The organism is Enterobacter sp. 200527-13 (assembly GCF_027924865.1).
Taxonomy (GTDB): Bacteria; Pseudomonadota; Gammaproteobacteria; order Enterobacterales; family Enterobacteriaceae; genus Enterobacter; species Enterobacter ludwigii.
This window is the reverse complement of the sequence record NZ_BSCM01000015.1, coordinates 1-20,052: the sequence shown is the minus strand read 5'-3', so window position 1 is coordinate 20,052 and position 20,052 is coordinate 1. Positions and strand designations below refer to the sequence as shown.

The 20,052-nt window shown below is 57.2% G+C and carries 19 protein-coding genes; 16 read left to right on the top strand and 3 right to left on the bottom strand.

Annotated elements, in window-relative coordinates; translation table 11 throughout:
• Positions 1 to 73: 73 nt before the first annotated feature.
• On the bottom strand, positions 74 to 1,900 hold the full coding sequence (locus tag QMG44_RS23575; protein WP_232938053.1) for an ATP-binding protein: 1,827 nt from the start codon (positions 1,898 to 1,900) through the stop codon (positions 74 to 76).
• A 245-nt stretch (positions 1,901 to 2,145) separates the two neighbouring features.
• Here QMG44_RS23575 and QMG44_RS23570 point away from each other — a divergent pair, with 245 nt between their 5' ends.
• The 5 genes from QMG44_RS23570 (at position 2,146) to QMG44_RS23550 (ending at position 4,845) form a co-directional block, all read left to right on the top strand.
• A complete protein-coding gene (locus QMG44_RS23570) occupies positions 2,146 to 2,715 on the top strand; it encodes an inovirus Gp2 family protein (protein ID WP_232938067.1) in 570 nt (189 codons plus the stop codon).
• A gap of 153 nt (positions 2,716 to 2,868) precedes the next feature.
• Complete coding sequence (locus tag QMG44_RS23565; protein WP_232938051.1) at positions 2,869 to 3,096, top strand: AlpA family transcriptional regulator; 228 nt, start codon at positions 2,869 to 2,871, stop codon at positions 3,094 to 3,096.
• A gap of 289 nt (positions 3,097 to 3,385) precedes the next feature.
• Positions 3,386 to 3,808 (top strand): putative zinc ribbon protein, encoded by a 423-nt coding sequence (locus QMG44_RS23560; protein ID WP_281853311.1) that lies wholly within the window; start codon positions 3,386 to 3,388, stop codon positions 3,806 to 3,808.
• Positions 3,796 to 4,215, top strand: a complete 420-nt coding sequence (locus QMG44_RS23555) for a putative zinc ribbon protein (RefSeq protein ID WP_281853310.1) — start codon at positions 3,796 to 3,798, stop codon at positions 4,213 to 4,215. Before QMG44_RS23560 ends, QMG44_RS23555 begins: the two co-directional genes overlap by 13 nt.
• Before the next feature lie 129 nt (positions 4,216 to 4,344).
• A complete protein-coding gene (locus tag QMG44_RS23550; protein WP_281853309.1) occupies positions 4,345 to 4,845 on the top strand; it encodes a DUF3296 domain-containing protein in 501 nt (166 codons plus the stop codon).
• A 79-nt stretch (positions 4,846 to 4,924) separates the two neighbouring features.
• Here the strand turns inward: QMG44_RS23550 and QMG44_RS23545 are convergent, their stop codons facing one another.
• Positions 4,925 to 5,128 (bottom strand): hypothetical protein, encoded by a 204-nt coding sequence (locus QMG44_RS23545; protein WP_232938044.1) that lies wholly within the window; start codon positions 5,126 to 5,128, stop codon positions 4,925 to 4,927.
• A 409-nt stretch (positions 5,129 to 5,537) separates the two neighbouring features.
• On the opposite strand from QMG44_RS23545, the gene QMG44_RS23540 reads away from it, so the two are divergent.
• The 8 genes from QMG44_RS23540 to QMG44_RS23505 all read left to right on the top strand — a co-directional run bounded on the left by QMG44_RS23540 (position 5,538) and on the right by QMG44_RS23505 (position 15,249).
• Positions 5,538 to 6,143 carry a tyrosine-type DNA invertase gene (locus QMG44_RS23540; protein WP_232938140.1) on the top strand — a complete coding sequence of 202 codons (606 nt, stop codon included), beginning with the start codon at positions 5,538 to 5,540 and terminating at the stop codon, positions 6,141 to 6,143.
• 375 nt (positions 6,144 to 6,518) lie between these two features.
• Positions 6,519 to 7,271, top strand: coding sequence for a molecular chaperone (locus QMG44_RS23535; protein WP_232938022.1), 753 nt, complete (start codon positions 6,519 to 6,521; stop codon positions 7,269 to 7,271).
• Between the two features lie 53 nt (positions 7,272 to 7,324).
• Positions 7,325 to 10,108, top strand: coding sequence for a fimbria/pilus outer membrane usher protein (locus QMG44_RS23530; protein WP_281853308.1), 2,784 nt, complete (start codon positions 7,325 to 7,327; stop codon positions 10,106 to 10,108).
• A 43-nt stretch (positions 10,109 to 10,151) separates the two neighbouring features.
• The gene (locus tag QMG44_RS23525; protein ID WP_281853307.1) at positions 10,152 to 11,237 is read left to right on the top strand and encodes a hypothetical protein; all 1,086 of its coding nucleotides are present in this window, start codon (positions 10,152 to 10,154) and stop codon (positions 11,235 to 11,237) included.
• Positions 11,230 to 12,027, top strand: a complete 798-nt coding sequence (locus tag QMG44_RS23520; RefSeq protein ID WP_281853306.1) for a hypothetical protein — start codon at positions 11,230 to 11,232, stop codon at positions 12,025 to 12,027. The genes QMG44_RS23525 and QMG44_RS23520 overlap by 8 nt, the downstream gene beginning before the upstream one ends.
• Before the next feature lie 339 nt (positions 12,028 to 12,366).
• Entirely contained in the window at positions 12,367 to 13,224 is an 858-nt protein-coding gene (locus tag QMG44_RS23515) for a hypothetical protein (RefSeq protein ID WP_232938030.1), read from the top strand.
• A gap of 86 nt (positions 13,225 to 13,310) precedes the next feature.
• Entirely contained in the window at positions 13,311 to 14,189 is an 879-nt protein-coding gene (locus QMG44_RS23510) for a hypothetical protein (RefSeq protein ID WP_281853305.1), read from the top strand.
• Positions 14,190 to 14,379: 190 nt separating this feature from the next.
• Complete coding sequence (locus QMG44_RS23505) at positions 14,380 to 15,249, top strand: hypothetical protein (protein ID WP_232938034.1); 870 nt, start codon at positions 14,380 to 14,382, stop codon at positions 15,247 to 15,249.
• 15 nt (positions 15,250 to 15,264) lie between these two features.
• Here QMG44_RS23505 and QMG44_RS24350 read toward each other — a convergent pair whose 3' ends face one another.
• On the bottom strand, positions 15,265 to 15,882 hold the full coding sequence (locus QMG44_RS24350; protein WP_404997247.1) for a reverse transcriptase domain-containing protein: 618 nt from the start codon (positions 15,880 to 15,882) through the stop codon (positions 15,265 to 15,267).
• A gap of 767 nt (positions 15,883 to 16,649) precedes the next feature.
• Here QMG44_RS24350 and QMG44_RS23495 point away from each other — a divergent pair.
• The 3 genes from QMG44_RS23495 to QMG44_RS23485 all read left to right on the top strand — a co-directional run.
• Complete coding sequence (locus QMG44_RS23495) at positions 16,650 to 18,344, top strand: hypothetical protein (protein ID WP_281853303.1); 1,695 nt, start codon at positions 16,650 to 16,652, stop codon at positions 18,342 to 18,344.
• A gap of 53 nt (positions 18,345 to 18,397) precedes the next feature.
• A complete protein-coding gene (locus QMG44_RS23490) occupies positions 18,398 to 19,123 on the top strand; it encodes an aquaporin (RefSeq protein ID WP_232938040.1) in 726 nt (241 codons plus the stop codon).
• 57 nt (positions 19,124 to 19,180) lie between these two features.
• On the top strand, positions 19,181 to 20,052 hold an 872-nt coding region (locus QMG44_RS23485), incomplete at its 3' end, for an FKBP-type peptidyl-prolyl cis-trans isomerase N-terminal domain-containing protein (RefSeq protein WP_281853302.1).

The following is a 20,052-nucleotide window of genomic DNA, read 5'->3' as shown; positions in this document are numbered from 1 at the left end:
TGCAGTGCTGGCATGGTGTTTGTGACCCATGGTTGCTGATTTTACCCGTTGAGATAAGCTGGTTTAGTCTTTGTCACTGGATCATATCACGTATCCTGCGCATCCAGCCGAGGACTTCACCCTCAGGATCGCGTTCATGGATACGGGCAGCAGTCATCAAAGGGAACGCCCGTTCTGCCAGACGAGCCTTGGCAGGATTATCTTTCATCACACCGTCAAAGCCCTGAGCCAGCGAATAGGCTTCTGCAAACACTTTAGGGGTCGCCTTACCGCCGACAGGATGGTCAGTGACCGCGATCATCACACCAAAGGCGTCGTGGATAGCATCGGGATGAAGATAACTCTCGACTTCATGTTTCAGTGTCTGAACTGCCCAGCATCCGTTACCCCGTGCGTTGACGGCATCCACCGCTTCAGCATAAGCAGGAACATCACGATCGTAGATATGAATTTCCCTGCGGTTCAGGGCGCGAAGATAATTTTCATTCACCCAGTGCTTGAGCGTTCCCCCACCCAGTACGATAAACGCCACACGTTCATCACTCTCCAGATCAGGAAGGGTGTTGTCTTCTGCATGTAACGCTTTGCTGAGAGCTTTAAAGGCGGCGACATCCGTCGGTCCTTCAACACAGAACAGCAGTCTGACCCGGTTGTCTGGTGTGACGCCAAGCGTATCCGTGACGATGCCAAAAACGTCAGCACCGGACTGAATGGTCGGCTGCCCGGTAGCGGCATCACGGGAAACAAAACGAATGCTGTCAACGGGTAGCTCTGAGGCAAATCCGGGGCTGTGGGTAGTCAGTATGACCTGGCATCCTGCTTCCAGTGACAGAGACTTAAACGATTCAATTAATATGCGCTGATAGTTAGGATGTTGAGAGGTTTCGGGTTCTTCAATGGCGTAGATGATACTGCGGCGATTGCTGGACTTAAGTCGTCGTTCCGCTTCGGCTTTAAAAAAACTCACCAGCACGAGACGACGGACGCCGCTCCCGCGTTTATTCAGCGGGATCCCCCCATCAGTATTGAGCCCGACGGAGAACAGCCCTTGCCATTTTGCCGGAGTGGGAGGCGTAAATTCAGGGGTGAGTTCTCTCGCCAGACCGGGTTCAATAGTTTTCAGCGCCTCATGGGTGTTTCGGGCAATATCTTCTGCTTTTTGCTGGACCCTTAACTGGATCCTGGCAATGTCTTCCTGTACTTCTGCCAGTGCTGCCGTGATGGCGGCCTTCATCGGGCTTTGGACTTCATCGTCGGAATCCCGACTGCTTCTGTCGCTCTGGAACAGTGCAAACATCGGCAACCAGCTCTCGATTTGCTCCCAGATACGCTTTGTGTCTTCTTTGGCTTTGCTGACGGGAAGCAGTGTTTCCGTCAGTTGCAGATCTGCTGAGGCGGCCCATATGGCTTTTCGCATCCCGGGATTTCCCTTAAGCGAAACGTCGAGTCCCAGCTCTTTCACCCTGGCCTGAAGTTCTTTTTCCTTAAGCTCGAGGAGATTCTGAAAACCCACAGCAGCGGGATGGTATGCAATCACGAAAACCTCAGCGGTTGGTTTTTTGTTACTGCAGTTGTAGATCTTGCGAATTTGAAGTGAACCGGTGCTGCTGAGCAAAAATTCTTCTGCCAGTGTCGTTTCAGCGCCGGAGTCCAGCGTCAGGGAAGAGGGGAGATCGGTAAACTCACAGGTGATCTCAACATTCTCCTGGCCGCTATGAATACAGGCATCTCCTCTCTCAATGGAGACGACGCTGTTATTGAAGAAAATCTCCAGCGCTTCCAGGATCGTCGATTTACCAATATCGTTGCGTCCGACAAAGGTTGTCAGGTCATCGAGCTCAACGCTTACTTCATTTGCATAACAGCGGAAATTCTTTACTGCCACACTCTTCAGACGCATGTCTTTTCCCTTTTTGATGAACAGGTCAAATGACCTGTTTATTATCTTACCTGGCGGCTGAAGATTTTTGTTGATGGTGGTTTGATTTATCGCGGGACTTGAATGGATAACGCCATGAAAGCTACCGATATCTTTGTGCGATACCCGGCAATCTGGTCCGGTATTGTGATGGCAGGCCTCCCGAAAAGTTTTTTTTAACGGCACCGGTAATGGTTATGAACACTAACCTACCGGAGTCTGTTTCAATGAGTTACACCTGCGACCCTTTCTGGCAGCAACGCATCGCCGATACCTTCCACTGTGCGCTGAACGCCTATACCCGCGTACTGGCCCTGCGCGTTGACCTCAGGCTGCCGGATACCCCCTCGGCCTCTGATGCCGCTGTTATCTCCCGCTTCACCGATTCCCTGAAAGCCCGTATTGCAGCCCTTCAGGCGCGCCAGCGTCGCGAGGGAAAACGCGTCTGGCCGACCACGCTGCGATTTGTCTGGGCGCGGGAGTTTGGCGAAATCAAAGGAAAGAAGCACTACCACGTGGTGCTGTTACTGAACCGGGATACCTGGTGCGGACCGGGGGATTACCAGGACCCGGGCTCGCTTGCCGGGATGATTAAACAGGCGTGGTGCAGCGCCCTGAAGGTGGATGCGCAGGCACATGCCGTTCTGGCGCGTTTTCCGGCGAGCCCTGTGTCCTGGCTGACGCGTGGCGATGAGGTTCAGCTGCAGCAGGCGTTGTTACAGGCGAGCTATTTAGCCAAGCTGGAGACAAAAGCGACCAGGGACGGCGAGCGTAACTTCGGCTGCAGCCGGGGCTGAGCGTAGCCCCACGCTCAGATTCTACCGGTCTGATGAAACGGGGCCGGTAATTTTTTACAGGCAATCCCTATCCTCTGAGGAGAACCGGCGTGTCCATGACTCAGCGACACCGGATGTCTCCCGACAACCGTTCTTCAGAGGGAGATAACGACCATGACCACACTGAACACAACCCCCACCACTCTGCTTTGCGCAGAAGATCCGCTTATCGATATGGCTTTCATCACGACGTATACCGGCATGACCGATAAATGGTTCTATAAGCTGATTGGCGACGGCAAATTCCCTAAACCAATTAAATTAGGGCGCAGTTCCCGCTGGTACAGAAGCGATGTGGAATCCTGGCTGCGCCAGCGCATTGCTGATTCCCGTGGCACCTGAGAGGGAGGGATAACTGAATGGAAAAACGACGCCGTACTCAGGCATGGAAAATCCCGCCACGGTGGACATGCCCCCGCTGCCGGCGACGGTACTGAGGTATTAAACCCTGTCCCGTTTGTTTTCGTCCCTCCGGCACTCCTGCGCAAGCTTAACCTTTCTGTATTCCGGGGCCGGCCACTGCCGTCACCGACCCGCTGACACATAACTAAACCGCCATTCTCACCCTGCCACGCTGCCCGTACCGGGACGGCTGACGCCTGCGTGTCGTCTGGCGGCAGGGAGCATCACCATGTTTGCAAAATCCTTTATGGCCCTTGACGGTAATGGTCGTCTGACCGGTGCCAGAACCGCACAACAGTACCCGTATGACCGCTATACCTGCCACCTGTGCGACAGTGCACTGCGATATCACCCTGAATACCGGACTGAACGTCCGTGGTTTGAACACCAGGCGGCCATGCTGACAGATAACGGAAGACAGCACTGCCCGTACGTGAAACCGGAAGCCGGAGAGCTGAGGCTGGCAGAGCGTCTGCAGCGGGTTACCCCGGGGGCCATGCCCGTGGTGTGCAGGGGGGGCTGGCACTGTCAGGGCTGTGACAGCGAGTACCACGGCGAACGCTACTGCCTGACCTGCCATACCGGTGAATACAGCCGTGAGCGCACTGGCGAAGATGACCATTCTGCAGAGGTGACGGCATGCGCATGCTGAAGTGTTACCTGGCAAATGACCGTGAAGGCCACTTCGCGACAGCCGTGGAGGCGATGAGTAAGCCGGGGCAGATATGGAGCTGCGCGTCCTGTGGCTGCCGGCTGATACTGCATGTCGGTACGCAGGAGGACCCGTGGTTTGAGCATGACCAGCAGACCGTAGCCCGGCATGTGCTGATGGCCTGCGCCCATCTTGACCCGGAGGTGAAGGCCGAAGCCCGGCACAACAAGCTGCGCAGTATTATCCGCGGGCTGGAGGCACCCGTGATGTCGCTTGCCTGGTACTGCGTATGGTGCGGTGAGCATTATCAGGGGATGAAGTCCTGTCCACGTTGCCTGACCGGTATCTACAGCATCGAAGAGGCGAACTGGCAGAGGAATTACTGCTGCAACACGCTTCCGGGATAAGTCCTGTTTCCCTCCTTCTGCACCAGAAATTTAGCGTGTAACCTGAATCAACAAACGAGAACCCTCATCGTGAATCATTCTGTTTCTGAAATTACCGGGGCTGACTGCTGCTCCCCGGCTACCATTCGTATGTTTCTACAACAGGCCATTGACCATTACCAACGACTGGTGGCATTCAGCTTTACGCTGACGTTGCCGTACTGCAAGAGCATGACTGATTACCGTTCATTGATTTTGCGATTTCATACCGAAGTCTGGCAGCGTACTGGCGAATATTCGTGGCAACGCCAACAGGAGCGCCGGAATTCACCGCCGACGCTCCTGCGCTGGATATGGGGGTCGCTCAGTGCACCGGAGTGTCGGATGGTGTTGATGATGAACCTGAGCACACTGGATACCGGCGCCTGTGCGCAGCGTACTGAAAATCCAGTGCAGGTCATGAGTGAGTTACTCAGGGAGGCGTGGCTGAAGGTGGCGGGAGCAGTTCTCCCTGGCGTAAGTCACATCACGCCTGTCATCCTCTGCCGCTCAGACCGGCGTGTATTTACGGCGCGAGCCTGCCAGCTGAACGCACAGGTGCAGGCGATGGCCAGGCCGGTGACCACATCCAGAAGCGGCGTAACGGGTTAATGCGTGGACTTTTCGCGACGATAACTACCCGATGTGTCCGGGGGCGCATTAGCACTGGCTAAGCCGCGTGTTTCATCGCTTAACCGTGCAGTTTCTTAAGAATACTGCTGACGAGAGTGGTGGCATACTCGCGTGCCTGCCGGATAAGGTCATCCTTGCTGACGGTGTGCCCGCAACGGGAGCAGGGGGAACCCGTCGTATCGTCCACATCACTGATTTCTGTCCCGCTGTGTACGATGAGGTCATGACCGCAGGCAGGACACTTAAAGGGAATATTACTCATAACAGATTGCCTTACTGAAAGGGAAGGTTAACGTTCTGACCATACCAACGATAAAGTCATTGCCTCAGGGGTAATAACGAAACATCTGTGGTTACAGCTCCCCGCTTCGGTCTGAAAAAAAAGCCCGCACCAAAGGGGGGGCAGGCAAAATATCCCGGTGTGGCGGTGTCTGGGTCAGACCAGACTGCCAGTACACTTCCACTCTGAGCACGGTTTTTTATCCGGTCAACTGTTCAGCTGCACGCTCATCTCACCAGTCTCTCCCGTCAGGTCATATTTAAGACTTCTCCGCTTGCTGTCGGTGGCTGACGGTAATCACAGTGGATACGGGCTTGAGCCCGTCGGCAAGGGCGTGAATAATGCCCGGGTGCGGCGTTACCGCACGACAATATTTCTGGAGAAACACTAAATGACCAAACAAAGACGCTACCTGACACAAAGCGAAGTGGAGCAGCTGCTGGAGGCCGCAAAAGCCGGGAGTGCCCCGGAGCGGGACTACTGCCTGATACTGATGAGCTTCGTACACGGGTTTCGCGTGAGCGAAGTGCGCCATCTGACCCTGTCGGACATCGACATGCAGGAGGGCTGCCTGTACATCCATCGCCTCAAACAGGGGTTCAGTACCACCCATCCCTTGCTTGCCAAAGAGATGAAAGCCCTGAAGGCCTGGCTGAAGGTGCGAAAAAACCTGAAGGGGTCAGAAACCGACTGGCTGTTCCTGTCCCGGTGGGGGAGGCCGCTGAGCCGCCAGCGCCTGTATCAGCTGATTCAGAACCTGGGTGAAGTGGCGGGAATTTCGGTATGTTCGCATCCGCACATGTTGCGACATGCGTGCGGATTTGCGTTAGCGGACCGCGGCGTGGATACAAGGCTGATTCAGGACTATCTGGGACACCGCAACATCAGGCATACCGTGCGTTACACGGCCAGTAATGCGGGTCGGTTCGAGGGGGTGTGGCGGTTAAAAAATAGGCAAAAAAAGTTACACTTAGGACCAAACTGTTATCTAATATAGATGAGCGCGTTTTTTCCTCAATAAAAAAAGTAAGAATATTCTCATCAAATTATTTCCATGTGTAAAACAATGACATACATCACACCTGTTGCCCGCCCGTTATCCTGATATTTCAGCAGGTTAATCATTTTGTCATGTAACCGTAAAAGTTCCGTCCCCCACCACCCACCCCTCCTTTTCTTTTTGCGCGATACCGAAAGTCCTTTCTTCTGATAATCACAGTGATGTTGGACTGAGTCTCCGGTTAATTGTCATTTCCCGGTGATTGCGACTGATGCCCTCAATAAGGAGTCAAAATGGTCCTAAATGTAACCTTACTGGCGCCTTCGGGAGCTGGTAAGTCAGGGGAGATTTCACTGAATGAGAGCGTCAGAAATGAAGATAAACACAGGATTTCGTCCGGCCCTGATGGCCGCACTGCTGATGTGCGGACTGTCGGCTGCCCAGGCGGCTGACAGTAATGGCGGAATATCCCTTGGCGGGACGCGCCTGGTCTTTGACGGCAGCAAAGATGCCGGCTCCATGACGGTGACAAACTCCTCCGCAGCAGATGTCTGGCTGATGCGTTTCTGGGTTTCCCCTTATGGCGACGACAGCGATAAGGACGGGGATGCGGACAGCAAGGCCACGCCTTTTGCCGTGACCCCGCCCCTCTACCGTTTAGATCCGAAGAGTGCCGTTCAGCTGCGTATCAACAAACTTTCTGAAAGCATGCCTGCGGATCGCGAATCTGTCTACTACCTGAACAACCTGGCTATCCCGCCGAAGAAAGGCGAGAAGAGCTACCAGAAAGCGGTTCAGAGCGGACTTCAGTTCGCGGTGAACACCCGCATCAAACTGTTCTACCGCCCGGCCGCCATTAACGATCCGGCTCAGGTGAAACAGGCCCCGGAAAAACTGACGGTGTCTTCGTCCGGCAAAGAGGTGGTGGTGAAAAATCCGACCCCGTACTTCCTGACGATGACGCAGCTTTCCCTGAATGGCAAAGCACCCCAGACAGATAAAGACACGATGGTTGCTCCCTTTGGTGAACTCCGCCTGGCCTCTGCGGTGGCGCACGGCACGTTCAGTTTCAGCACAGTCGACGATCGCGGAATGACCACCCCGAAGATTGACAAGACGTTCTGAGCCAGTCCCTCAGGGGGCTGACGAACAGGGTTCATCACTATCGGGAGAGTCGAATGAAAAGGCAGCCGCCGGGGATGCAGAAGCAGACCGGAGCCGGGCTGAAGATACTGCCGGCCTGCATGTTCGGGGCAGTTCTAGCGGTAGCCGTTCAGCGGGATAGTCTGGCCTCTGAAGGGAAGGGGATGCCGGGCGTGGATACGGCATCGGCGATGCAGGGAAAGCCCGATGCCGAGCAGGCTCTGAACTTTGACAGTGATTTTCTGAGTATGGGCGGGGCCGGGAAGGGAAAGCACGTTGACCTTTCATATTTCGCTTACAAAGGCGGAATGCAGCCCGGGCGCTATGCGGTTCAGGTCAGGGTCAACGACAAAATGGTGGATGACGGGCGAATGGTCAATTTTCGCTCGTGGCCGGATCAGCCCGGGAAGTTGTATGCCTGCGTCAGTGCGCAGCAGATGGCGGAGTGGTGGGGGATTATCGCCTCGCAGAATAAAGATGCGGCCCCCCGGCCCGAACAGACCAGTGAGCAGGAAGGCCGTTCCGGGGATGATGCCGCCCGGCGGGCGGTAGCGTCAGAGACCGCGCCCCCGGAGACTGCGAGTAAGGCAGAAAACGAAGATGAGGGCAGTTGTCCCGTCGGTGGAGTCACCGCGATGGTGCCTTACGCGAAAGAAGCGTTCGATTTTAACAAACATGTGCTGTCGCTGACGGTGCCGCAGGCATCGCTGGGGCCGGCATCGCGACTGAGAACATCCCCGCAGCTGTGGGATGAGGGCATGCCGGCCATTCTGACGAACTACAACTACAGCGGCAGCCAGCAGAACAGTCAGGGTAAAAAGTCGGGCAGTGATTTTCTCGGTCTGAACGGCCAGATGAACCTGCTGGGCTGGCGTATCCGGAATGACCTGACGGGACACCGGAGTCAGGGGCAGAGTACGGAGTGGAATGCCTCACAGGTGTATGCCCAGCGTGATTTTGCGCAGCTGGGCGGCGGGCAACTGACGGTGGGGAACACCACCTCCTCAGGCGGTGGCGTGGACTCGGTGCAGTTCTCCGGGATAAAGCTGGATTCCGATGATGCCATGCTGGATCCGAAATTTACGAATTACAGCCCGGCGATAACGGGTGTGGCGAATTCACCGGCGACGGTGACCGTGCGCCAGTACGGGAAGGTGATTTATCAGCAGAACGTACCCCAGGGGCCGTTTTCCCTGACGGACTTTAACCGCAGCGGTAACGGCGATGTGGACGTGGAGGTGCGTGAGGCGGACGGACGGACCCGCCACTTCACGATGGCCCAGGCCCAGAGTGGTTCCCTGTTGCGACAGGGCGGACTGACCTGGAGTGCATCGACCGGGCGGGCTGCAAGCAGCACCGGATACGCCGATGACAAGTTTGTGCAGACGGGCGTGTCCTGGGGGGCAGGGGCGAACACCACCCTGAACGGCGGGATATTACTGTCGAAGAACTATCAGGCGGTGGCGGCAGGAACGAGTTTGTATGCCGGCGCGTGGGGGGCGGTGAGCTACACCCTGAACACCTCCCGGGCCGACCTGTCGGTGGTGCCGGGTGAAAAAGGGGCTCCGACCGGGGTGTCACACGATGTGAGCTGGTCCCGCAGTTTCGGGAACACCTCCGTCGGCGTCTCCTGGTCCCACAGTCAGACGCGGGATTTCCACAGCTATTCAGAGCTTCTGAGTATGAAGCCCCTGAAGGACGGCGAGGAGAGGACGCAAAGCAACGGCACCCGCGACAGTTACAGCGTGTCTCTGTCGCAATCCATGGGGGTGTGGGGAAGCGTCTCGCTGAACGGCAGTCGCTCCACGACCTGGGGCAGTGATGCGGTGCAGAACAATGCGTCACTCAGTTACAACACCACGGTGAAAGACATCGGTATCGGTATCTCACTGGGGTACAGCACCTGGAACGGCAGCGACAGTCGTTACAGCAATGACGATAACAACGGTGGCTCCCGTTCTTCGGGTGATGACAACAGAACGGACAGGACGGTGGGGGTGAACATTTCACTGCCACTGGGTAAATGGCTGAGCGCCAGCAGTGTGAACGGGACGTACTCCTACACCCGAAATAACGGTGAGGTGAGTCAGCAGGCGGGTCTGAGCGGCTCGGCCCTGAACGGCGCCCTCTCCTGGTCGGCCTCGCAGGGGATAAGCGGGAGCAAAACCGGGAACACCAGTCTGGGTTACAGCGGGAATTACGGGTCTGTGAACGGCGGCTACAGCTATGGCGGGGGCAGCAACAGTGTCTCTTATGGTGTGAGTGGCGGGATGGCCATTCATCCCCACGGCGTGACACTCGGTAAACAGCTGGCCCTGAGTGGCGGTAATGCTCTGGTGGCGGTACCGGGTGTCGGCGGACTGAATGTGAACAGCGCCGTTACGGACTGGCGGGGGTATGCCCTGGTCAGCGGGCTAACGCCGTATGACCTGAACCGCATCAATGTGGATATGGTGAACCTGCCGGGGAACGTGGAGCTGGACTCCTCCAGTAAGAATGTGGTGCCGACGCGCGGTGCCCTGGTCTCCGTGCCGTTCAGAAGCAACAAGGGCTATCGCCTGCTGCTGACGCTGAAACGTGAGAAGGATGAGGTCCCGTTCGGCTCGACGGTGGCGCTTGAGCAGGATGATGACACCGCCCTGCCGGTCACCGGGATTGTGGGTGACGCGAGTCAGGCCTACCTCTCGGGGATGCCGGAAAAAGGCACCGTCCAGGCCAGCTGGGGTGACGGAAAGGATAATCAGTGCCGGGCGCAGTACAGCGTGCCGGAGAAGGCCGGGGAAGACAAACTGGTCACGGTATCCGCGGTCTGCAGCTGACGTGGGCTCACAGGTCAGGCGACTGACGGGAAGAGGTGTACGGATGAACGAACAGGTCAGGACAGTGCGCAGTGCGATACAACGGCTCGCACCGCTGACGGTCGGGACAGTGCTGATGCTGCTCCCGGTCATCGCCGGGGCTGACACGCCGGCACCGCAGAAGAGTTCGCCGGTCCCGGTGACCTTCGGTATCCGGGCACTGTCGCCGGATACGCCGGTTAACCCGCAGGTGGCGTTTGTGTCACAGATACTGACCCTGCCGGACGTGGTGTGTCAGGCCTGTACGGACCAGGACAGCTGGACGCGGGAGTGGACGCTGTCTCAGGTGACACTGGACCGGGATAACACCCGGACAGAGCAGGGCTGGTATCTCTTTAAGAGTGGACTGAAAGGCATTGGCATCAGCGTGCAGGTGGCCCCGCAGGCCCGGCGCTCAAAGTCGGGCAGCGGGATGCAGCTGAAAGAGCAGGGCGAGATTACCGTGGGACTGGTCAGAACCGGGAGGGATACCGGCGCCGGACTGGCAGACCTGCCACCGGCAGAGTTCATCCGCACGACGACCTTCACGGGTCCGGACGGTCAGGTGAAGGCTGTACTGCAGGACACCATCCGGGTGTCAGCGGATTTGCGGGTGCCGACCTGCACCACGTCGGCGGGGAGTCTGAGTTTTACCCTGCCGGAAATCAGCCAGGTCTGGCTGCGGCGCAACGTGGTGCCGGGCGGGTACACCGATTCGGTGGCGTCACTGCCACAGACGGTGGTGGCCAACTGTTCGGAGAACACCCGCCACCTGCGCATCCGGTTTATCCCGTCGGGCAGCGTGACGGACTCTCAGTCGGGAAGCGCGACCATCCTGACGGCGCGGGATGAAAACGGTCAGGATACCGGAACCGGATTTCTGATGAAGTTTGACGCCAGCGGGTTCGGGCGCACACAGCAGGGCGTGGTCCACTGGGACCGGAATCAGCCTCTGGTGCTGGAAAACCCACAGCCGGCCGATACCGGTGGTGAACTGACGCAGGGGATTATGGTGTCACTGCAGGCGTTCTGGGCCCGCCCCATGAATGACCGGGCTATTACCGCCGGGCAGGTCACGGCCAAAGGGCTGTATCAGGTGTCTTATGATTGAGTCATCACGCGGGGAGAGCATTATGAAGCTGAAGCGGATGTACCTCACCCTCCTGGAGCGCCTGGCCAGGGTGCACCTGAATGACAGGGGGCAACAGTCGGTGAACCTTCTGAAAGGAATGGTCACCGGTGTGTTACCGGGGGTGCTGTTGTGCACCGTGCTGACCGGCTACCTGAAAGACAATGTGGCCCTGGCGAACACGGAGACGTATCTGGCGGCACAGGACATCACGCTCAGCGGCACCGTGACGGCACCGTCGTGCACGGTAAAACTGGAGAACGACAGGCTGACGTTTACGCGTCAGCAGCAGGATGAGTCGGGCGGGCAGAACAGCAGGCGTAACCCAACCCTCCAGACCCTGCGTCTCAACCTGAGCCAGTGTGAGGTCGATGGCGTCGGGGTGATGTTCAAGGCGGAGTACTGGCCGGATAACCCGGTGAGGGGCACGCTGCGTGACAGGGCACAGAGGCAGCGCAACGACGCGCTGTACTACACCATCAGTCCGGGTGCGGATGAGGAAAACCCTGCCGCCTGGCCCCTGACGCTGGCTGAGGATTCGCCACAGCCTGAGGTGGATAAGCAGCAGGAAGAGAATAAGGCGGCTAACCCGGCGCAGTATTTCAGTCTGGCCGAAGTGAATTACTGGTATGACCTTAAGACACCGCTGAAAGAAAATGATGTTCTGGTCATCCCGTTTAATGTCCGTGTGCATCGCGCCCTGGCGCAAAAGAAAGAAAGTAATCCGGGTGAACTGGAATCGAATTTCACCCTGCAACTCTCCTGGCGTTAGGGCAGGGTAATAAACAGACCGGCTGTGACAGCCATGGCAACAGTAATAGCTGCAGAAACAGCAACGGTAATGGCAATGTCCCTGAATGCAGCCTGAAATAATGCTTCAGGAAATAACGCGCAGCCTCACCGGTTAATTCAGGAAAGGTGAGTCAGTGAAATAAACACAATTTTGAGTGCTGTGAAAAAGGTAAAGCCTGATATTCGCAGCTCAAAGGGATGGTGTTGCCCGAAAGGCGATGCCGTTAATACGTCAATAAGGTGGAAACACCGTCGTTGTTTTATTTGTCATGAATAAAACAGTTGTTTTTATATTTAGCAACCATTAATGGGTAAAACTATGTCTATCGTAATGAAAAAGAAACTGACTACCACTGCACTGGCCATCGCCACCATCATGGGTATGGGTTATAGCGCGGCTGCCAGCGCTGATTCCACCACCTTCACGACCACCATTAACGTGCACTCAGACAATACCTGCGAACTGGAAGTTGTGCAGCCCGGTGATGCCACGTTTCAGGCAACCTGGACAAAAACCCCTGGTGTGGATGCCTCTACGTTAACTGTTGATTCTGCAAAGGACCCTGTATTTATCAAGGTTAACGTGAGTGATGCCTCTACTGGCCCTACCTGCCAGCTCAATAATGTGAAAATTGGTACTGATGTCCAGGGGACTGCGGTTGCAGCTGAGAGCTCAGGCGACGCCTCTGCGGCATGGTTGCAGGCATTCGGCACCGGTGGCGGGCAATGGCGTTTTGCGCCGAGCCTGGCGCAGCTGAAACTGTACACCACCAATGATTATGACGCGGGCAGCATCGTACCGGTAGCAGATATTTCAGTGAAGGATGCACTGGGTAATACGCATGTGCAGCAGGCCAATGCAAAAGCAGTCGGAGGTGCAGATATTACAGCAGCGGCACTGCCGGCTATGGGTAGCCAGGAAACATCGTACACCCTGACTGACGGGTTCTTCAACACAGCAGGTGGCTTCGTACCAATGGCGGCACAGGGCGGCAACGCGCTGACCTATATCCTGGGTGGCACCTCATCGACAGCCGCCATCAAATCGATGGAAGTGGGTGTCGGCGGTATCATTGGTGGTGACCCGGAAGACGGTAGCCAGGGTGTTGACCGCGGGGCAGCGGCAGAGGGCGACACAGCGACCCTGAGCTGGATCACAACGGTCTCCCTGGCGTAATGCACTCCCCCTCTCCCCGGCAACCTCATCCCGCCGGGGCGGGGAGGACCACGAAAAAACTACTGGTTATCTGAAGGAATAAAATAATGAAAACATCCCGGGTTCCTCTGACGGCGTTAGCCGCACTGGTCACTCTCACGCTTGCTGGCATGTCAGCGTCGGCACTGGCTGCTACGACGCCGATACAGACAGATATCGGTATGCACAACGAAGATAACGACTGTGCGTTGACCGTCACACCGCCAGCGAGCCGTGCATTCAACGCAACATTTACCGCAAACCTGTCGGCAGACACGCGTAGTATGACGGTCGACACCGTCGGTCCGGCCACGTCGGCCGTCGCGGTCACTGGAAACGCGGCGTGCACATTAACAAAAGTCAGTGTCACCCAGCAGAGCACATCATTAAAACTCCTCAACAAGTCTGCAGCTGGTGTTATCAACACGGCGAACGGCGGTCATCTGCCCGTTATCATATTCATTTCACGTGCGCTTTCATACAAAGACGAATCTGCAACGATTCCTGTCGGCACCGCGGCGTACAACAGCCCCACGGCTTCCAATGTCATGAACGAGTCCGACGCCGTGAGGTATGCGGCGGGTTCGGCCGATGTGCCCGCTGGAGCTGGCGGCACACAAACGAGTCTCACAGCCTACAACCCCCTGCCTTCATTCGCCGTCACAGCCGACGTGTATTTCCCACGTCCGAATTACAAAGTATGTTCGGTTCTCACCGCGTACGATTTGCAGATGCCTATGTGCAACAGCGGAAATGCCAGCGCGGCGGATCTCGTTGTCACACTCACCCCCGACCAGAGCCAAGGAGCTGTTCGTTTGATGAATATTGACTTCGGGGTTGCTTTCGGCACTCGACCTTACGGGGCGGACAACAAACCAGATGACAGTACGGTGTATGACGCTGAGGTCCTTACCGCACAGTCGGTAATCAGCATCACCGCGGCGTAGGGCGCGATGTTTCCGGTGGGCAGCAATGCCCTGACCCACCGTCTGCGGTATAACGCCATCCGGGCGGCCTGAAGGACCTGATTCAGGTGACGGATTTGCTCATAAAACCGGCGGCACTTCAGGCGGAGTTCATTTACATCACACCAGGACTGGCACATACAAGACTCCTGGTCTTTCAAGGACTACAACAATGAAAACATCCCGGGTTCCTCTGACGGCGTTAGCCGCACTGGTCACTCTCACGCTTGCTGGCATGTCAGCGTCGGCACTGGCTGCTACGACGCCGATACAGACAGATATCGGTATGCACAACGACGATAACAACTGCACTCTTAGTGTGTCGCCTCCAGAGAATGGTGTCTCATTTAGTGCGCTTATGTCAGTAGAAAATCATATTTCCACTATCGAAGCTGTTGAAAGTGGCGAACGTTTTATAGATGTCAAGCTTACTGGTAATGGGCCGTGCACTTTAACTAGCGCAAAAGTAACGCAAACCTTTAGTGTGCCAGCGCTACCCGGAACAAGGGTGCGTTGGCGCGGAGTCCCAACATCTAATGGAGGGGTTATCCCTGTATTTGTATTCATGACAAGGGTGCTGGGTTACACGTCATCAGGTATGGAGTCAGCTTCAAATGTTGAAGTTGTAGCCAAAACAACTACTGGCTCAAAAGGGAACTACAAATTCACAGAAAGTACGGACCCAAAATTCGAAGAGGGTACTTATTACAATAGTAACGGTAAAAATGACACTAACTATCAATCTCCATATGGCACGGCAGGACAACGCCCTAATTTCCTGATGTTGGCATCGTCATACGTAGATTACGGCGGTCCACTTGCTTATACGGGTAATCCCATTACAAGCACATATACGCAATTCGAAAACCCTAGGATCGTGGCATCTAATACCCAGGATAATTTGAGAGCGATCAGAGTGGGTGTGGGGGCAATGATATCAGATACACCATATGCCTCTGCCGATAATCTGCCCGATCCGGATGTGGTATATGATAGCGAATCACTCAAATTCACATCCACAATAACCGTTACACCGTTATGAACCATTAGTATTTTATTAGCGTTGCATTGCCATCTGAGCTATCTGAAGGCATTGGCTTAGATGGCGGTTTTGCTCATAAAATCGGCGACGCTGTAGGCGGTGTTTACTCACAGCGCGGGGTGCAATGGAATGTATCCCGTGCTGCTTAAACCACAGACCCATCCAGTCAAAACCCCGTTCCGTTTTACCGAGCTGGGTTTTGTCCGGGTGGAGCGTAAAACCAAATATGTTCAGACAATGTTTCAGGTCCCTCACTGCACGCCGTAAGGACCAGCGGGTCGTGGCCAGGATGATGAAATCATCCATGTAGCGGGCGTAACGTACCCGGGATTGCTCTGCAAACTGACAGTCCAGTTCATAAAGATGAAAGGCGGCCAGAAGCGGGCTCAGCGCCGCACCCTGGCTGATGCCTTTGCGGGGTGTGTGAAAGTTACCGCCGTCTTCCACGCTGTAGTGCAGAAACTGCCACAGCAGGTTCAGCAGGTTCAGCAGGTTCAGCAGGTTCAGCAGGTTCAGCAGGACGGGGAGGGTGACATGACGGGTTACCTGGTTGTACAGGCGCGGTTTATCGATGGCGGCGTAGTACCCCTTGATATCGGTGCGAAAGACAAAGGGCGTGTTGTGATGCCGGATATGGTGATGAACGCGAAGTGTGCTCTGCTTTCCGCCTCCATGGCCTTTGATGTGTTCGCAAAGAGGATGAACGGGAAGTTGGGGCTCCAGTGCGCTGGTCAGTTTTATTACCAGCGCATCCCGGGATGACCAGAGAGCGATGGATTCACCGGTAATCTTTTTTATTATCTGTAACGGAGAGAAGCGGTATTCACCACGATTAAGCGCTGAAAGAATAATACCCCGTTCACGCTGCCAGTGAAAACGCAGATGCCATATATCGGCATTGTCGGGATAATGTTTTCGCTGCCTGATTAACCACTGATATGCATTTTCAATGTGTGTTGCGGTGAACGGATTTCTGTTATCTGTGGTTTCTGGTTTCTGGTTTCTGGTTTCTGGTTTCTGGTTTCTGGTTTTTATTTTGTGAGCGATTCATGGTGCGCAAAATAAGCACCGGTATTTATTGCTGTCAATGTGGTTTTTGATGCGGCGCGCTAAATAAATGTCATTGAGTGTGTTCTGAAGTTAACTCTGTCCGTTTTGTTTTTTCTGTTAGCGGGCACCGTCAAATTCAGAATGTATTTGTCATTACGTTTCTTGTCCGGTCTTTGTTTTATTGATGTTGAGTGCGCTGTGTATTTTTTTTTCGGGTCCGGTGGTTTGCTTTTATGCACCGGAACCGCAGTGCGCAGAGACGAGTGTTTCATGACAGGGCCTTGTTTTCTGTCATTTCATTGTCCGGCCTCCTGATATTCAGGGGCAATTCGATTAGGAGAGATGTGCCGATGCGTGACCACCGTCACCTGACCTGGAAAACCGGCGTGATTGCCGGATTAAGTCTGATTGTGCTGCTCTGGTTCCCGTGGGGATGGGCACTGCATACGGGTATTGCGGTACCCGAACATCTGGGGTGGGGAGTGTCCGGCCTCCTGTTCCTGCTGATGGCCCTGAGTCACCCGGGGGCGTTTTATTCATCACGTCTCCTGCTGGCCGGCGGCGTTCTGCTGACGCTGCCGGTGCTGTGGATGCCGGAGCACGCCGATACCTGGCGTGCGCTGACGCGTGTGGCAGCGCTGTGGGGCGGTCTCATTCTGCTCCGCTGGCTGGGCGGGCGGACGGTCACGGACAGCGAGAGATATCTTCTGGCCGCGGTGGTCATGTTCACCGGACTGGCCTGTGCGGCAAGCGTGCTGTTTCGCGTCCTGTCCCCGGCGCTGTTTTCACGCTGGCTGCCACAGGCTGGCGGGGGCTGGGCGACAGGGGGATACCTGCAGCCGGAGTTAATGGCACTGATGCTGGCCACCGCCCTGATGACCACCCTGTACCTGTGGCTTTTCCAGGCGCGTCTGATGCTGTTGCCGGCGATAGCGGTGCTGGCGCTGGCCCTGACGCTGTGCCTGCGTCTGTTCCCGCTGGTGTGTGTGGCAGTCTCCTGTCTGGTCATGCTCATGACCGTCGCCCGTCACCTTCGCCTCAGGCTGATAGTGGGCATTGCGGTGATGCTGATTGCCGGCGTGCTGGCCGGGCTGCTGCTGGCGCTGTTTCTGCATCAGCAGCCGGTACCGGCCTGGCCGTCCGAGTGGGCTGCCTGGTCACCGGTGTTCCGTGCCAGTCTGGCCCTGCTGATGGCGCATCCCTTAACCGGGACCGGGTATGGCACCTTTGCCGGCAGCCTGCCGGAGGGGATGCACCTGGCCGGCCTGCTGGCCACCTGGAAAACCCGCGTGGTAACGGAGCATCCGGGCAGCGAGTGGCTGTACTGGATAACCGAAGGGGGCGTGGTGGCACTGGCCGGACTGGTCCTGCTGCTGGTATGGGCTGGTCGTCTGCATACCGCGCTCTGGCGCCAGTCCTCCCGCAGCGGAGGACTCGGTCAGGGCGGCAGCGAAGGACTGGGGGTGCTGTACTGCGCGCTCCCGTTACTGCTGGCCACCCTGCTGACGGTCGCACCGGGGTATGCCTCCCCGCTGCACTACCTGCTGATGATGGTGCTGACCGGTACCGCCGTGTCCGGCCTGACGGCCCGGAACACCTGCGGGGCGGCCTCCGGTAAAGGAGGCGCGCTGCGCACGGTGCTCTTCACCGTCACGGCTGTCGTGGTGCTGTGGTTCAGCGTGTCCGGAACACGGGTCGCGATAAGCCTGCAGGACGCACGCCAGACCAGCGGCCGGGATGTCACTTCGCTTGAGCATGCCCGCCGGGTGAACCCGCTCTATTTACCCGATGACGTCGGGTTTGCGATGGCGATACACCAGTTACAGCAGTTCAGCAAAACAGGCGATAAAACGCTGCTGTCCGGCACGGAGCCTTTTTTCAGGGACTACCTGAGCCGTCATCCGGACCCGAATGTGTACAGCACCTACATCACCGTGCTGGACAAGCAGGACAAGGCTGATGAGGCCGAAAAAACCTATCAGGACGCCCAGCGTCGTGTGCCGTGGGACCCGCGCTTCGCCCCGGACAGTCCGGTAAAAGACTGAGCGGGACGACCGTGAGCGTGACGACCCGGTGACGGAGTAAGGAGAGAAAACGGATGCAAAAAATCAGTGTGCAGTCACTGCTGGCAGAGGGACTGGGAAGTGCCTGGCTGCTGCTGTGTGGCAGCGGTACCGCCGTGCTGGCGGCAGGATTTCCGGTGCTGGGCGTGGGCTTTCTCGGTATCGCCGTGGCCTGGGGGCTGGGCATGCTGACGGCCGGCTACGGCTTCGGGCATCGCGCCGTGGCGGGGTTTACCCCGGTCATTGCCGTGGGGCTGTGGTGTGCCGGTGAGCTGTCAGCCCTCGATTGCCTGCTCGGCATACTGGCCCAGCTTGCCGGCAGTATCGCCGGGGCCGGGGTGCTGTATCTGATGGTGATTCAGATCCCGTCCTTTGATGTTCACCAGGGGTTCGCCGGGAACGGGTATGACGCCTTTTCACCCGGCGGTTTTACGTCCTCCAGTGTGTTTCTGGTGGAAGTCATCATGGCCTTCTTCCTGGTCACCCTGGTGCTGGCCGGCGAGGTGAGAAACCGGTATCTGACGGCCGCAGGCGGGGTGGCGCTGATTGCGCTGCTGACGGTGACGGTGGATAACGCCGCCGTGAGCCCGGCCCGCAGTCTGGCGGTCGCCCTGTTTGCCGGCGGTGAGTGGCTCGGGCAGCAGTGGGTGTTTCTTATTGCCCCGTTACTGGGGGGGGCGGCCGGAGGTGTGCTCATTCGCTACGGATTTGCGCAGGAGAATTCGGGAAGGCGCAGAGCCTGCCTCCCGGAGAGTGAGTAAGGCGGGAGTGCATGATTCCGCCCGGTTGTATAACAGACAAAGGGGAGTGCAGAGGCGATGACAGGAAAAGATGTTCAGACCCGCAAGCTGGGTCAGTCCGTACCGGGACCGGTGCGAAAATGGCAGCGGACCGTCACCGGGGCCGGGTTGCTGGCGTTGGTGGTGGCGTCAGGGAGTGTATGGAGTGGTGAGACCCTGCCCGTCGGGACGGCGGTGGTGGCACAGGGCGAAGATGATGCCACGCCTGACACTGCCCTGCCGGCCGACCAGTCGGCAACCATGATTGCGACCCTGCAGAAGCAGCTGGTTGAACAGCAGGCTCTCCTGCGTCAGCTGCAGGAGAACATGGGTGCAGTGAAACCGGGCGTGGTGGCAGATGCGGCGGCCGCGCCTGTTTCCGGCCCTGCCGCTGCGGTCTCTGCACCGGCGGCATCTTCCGCTCCGCTGCCTGAGCCCGCGACACCGGCAGGCGGCGTTCCGGCGGTGCCGGGGGCAGCTCAGCTTTCAGCGGGCAGTACCGTTGTGACAGAGGCTCCGCCAGCGCCTGTCGCCGTGACTTCTCCGGCGACGGACACGCCGGTTGCGGGGGCCCCGTCACCGGCTGCAGCACCCGCCGCCAGCGGCACGCCGAATGTAGCCCCGACCGGTACCCCGCAGACCGCGGCCCAGCGTCAGGCTTATGCCAGCGGCGTGTCCGTGTGGCGCGAGATTGATTCCTCCATGACGGCCCAGCGCAGCATGGGCATTGAGCTGGACCCGGCCTGGGTGATGCAGGGCCTGCAGGACATGGCGAACCGCCAGCCGCTGCGCATGAGCCGTGATCAGGTGGACACCATCATGGTGACCCTGAACGAAATCTACATGGAGAAGGCCCGCGAGGTGCGCGAGCGCCAGCAGACCGAAGGGCGGGCGTACCAGTCGGCCTTTAT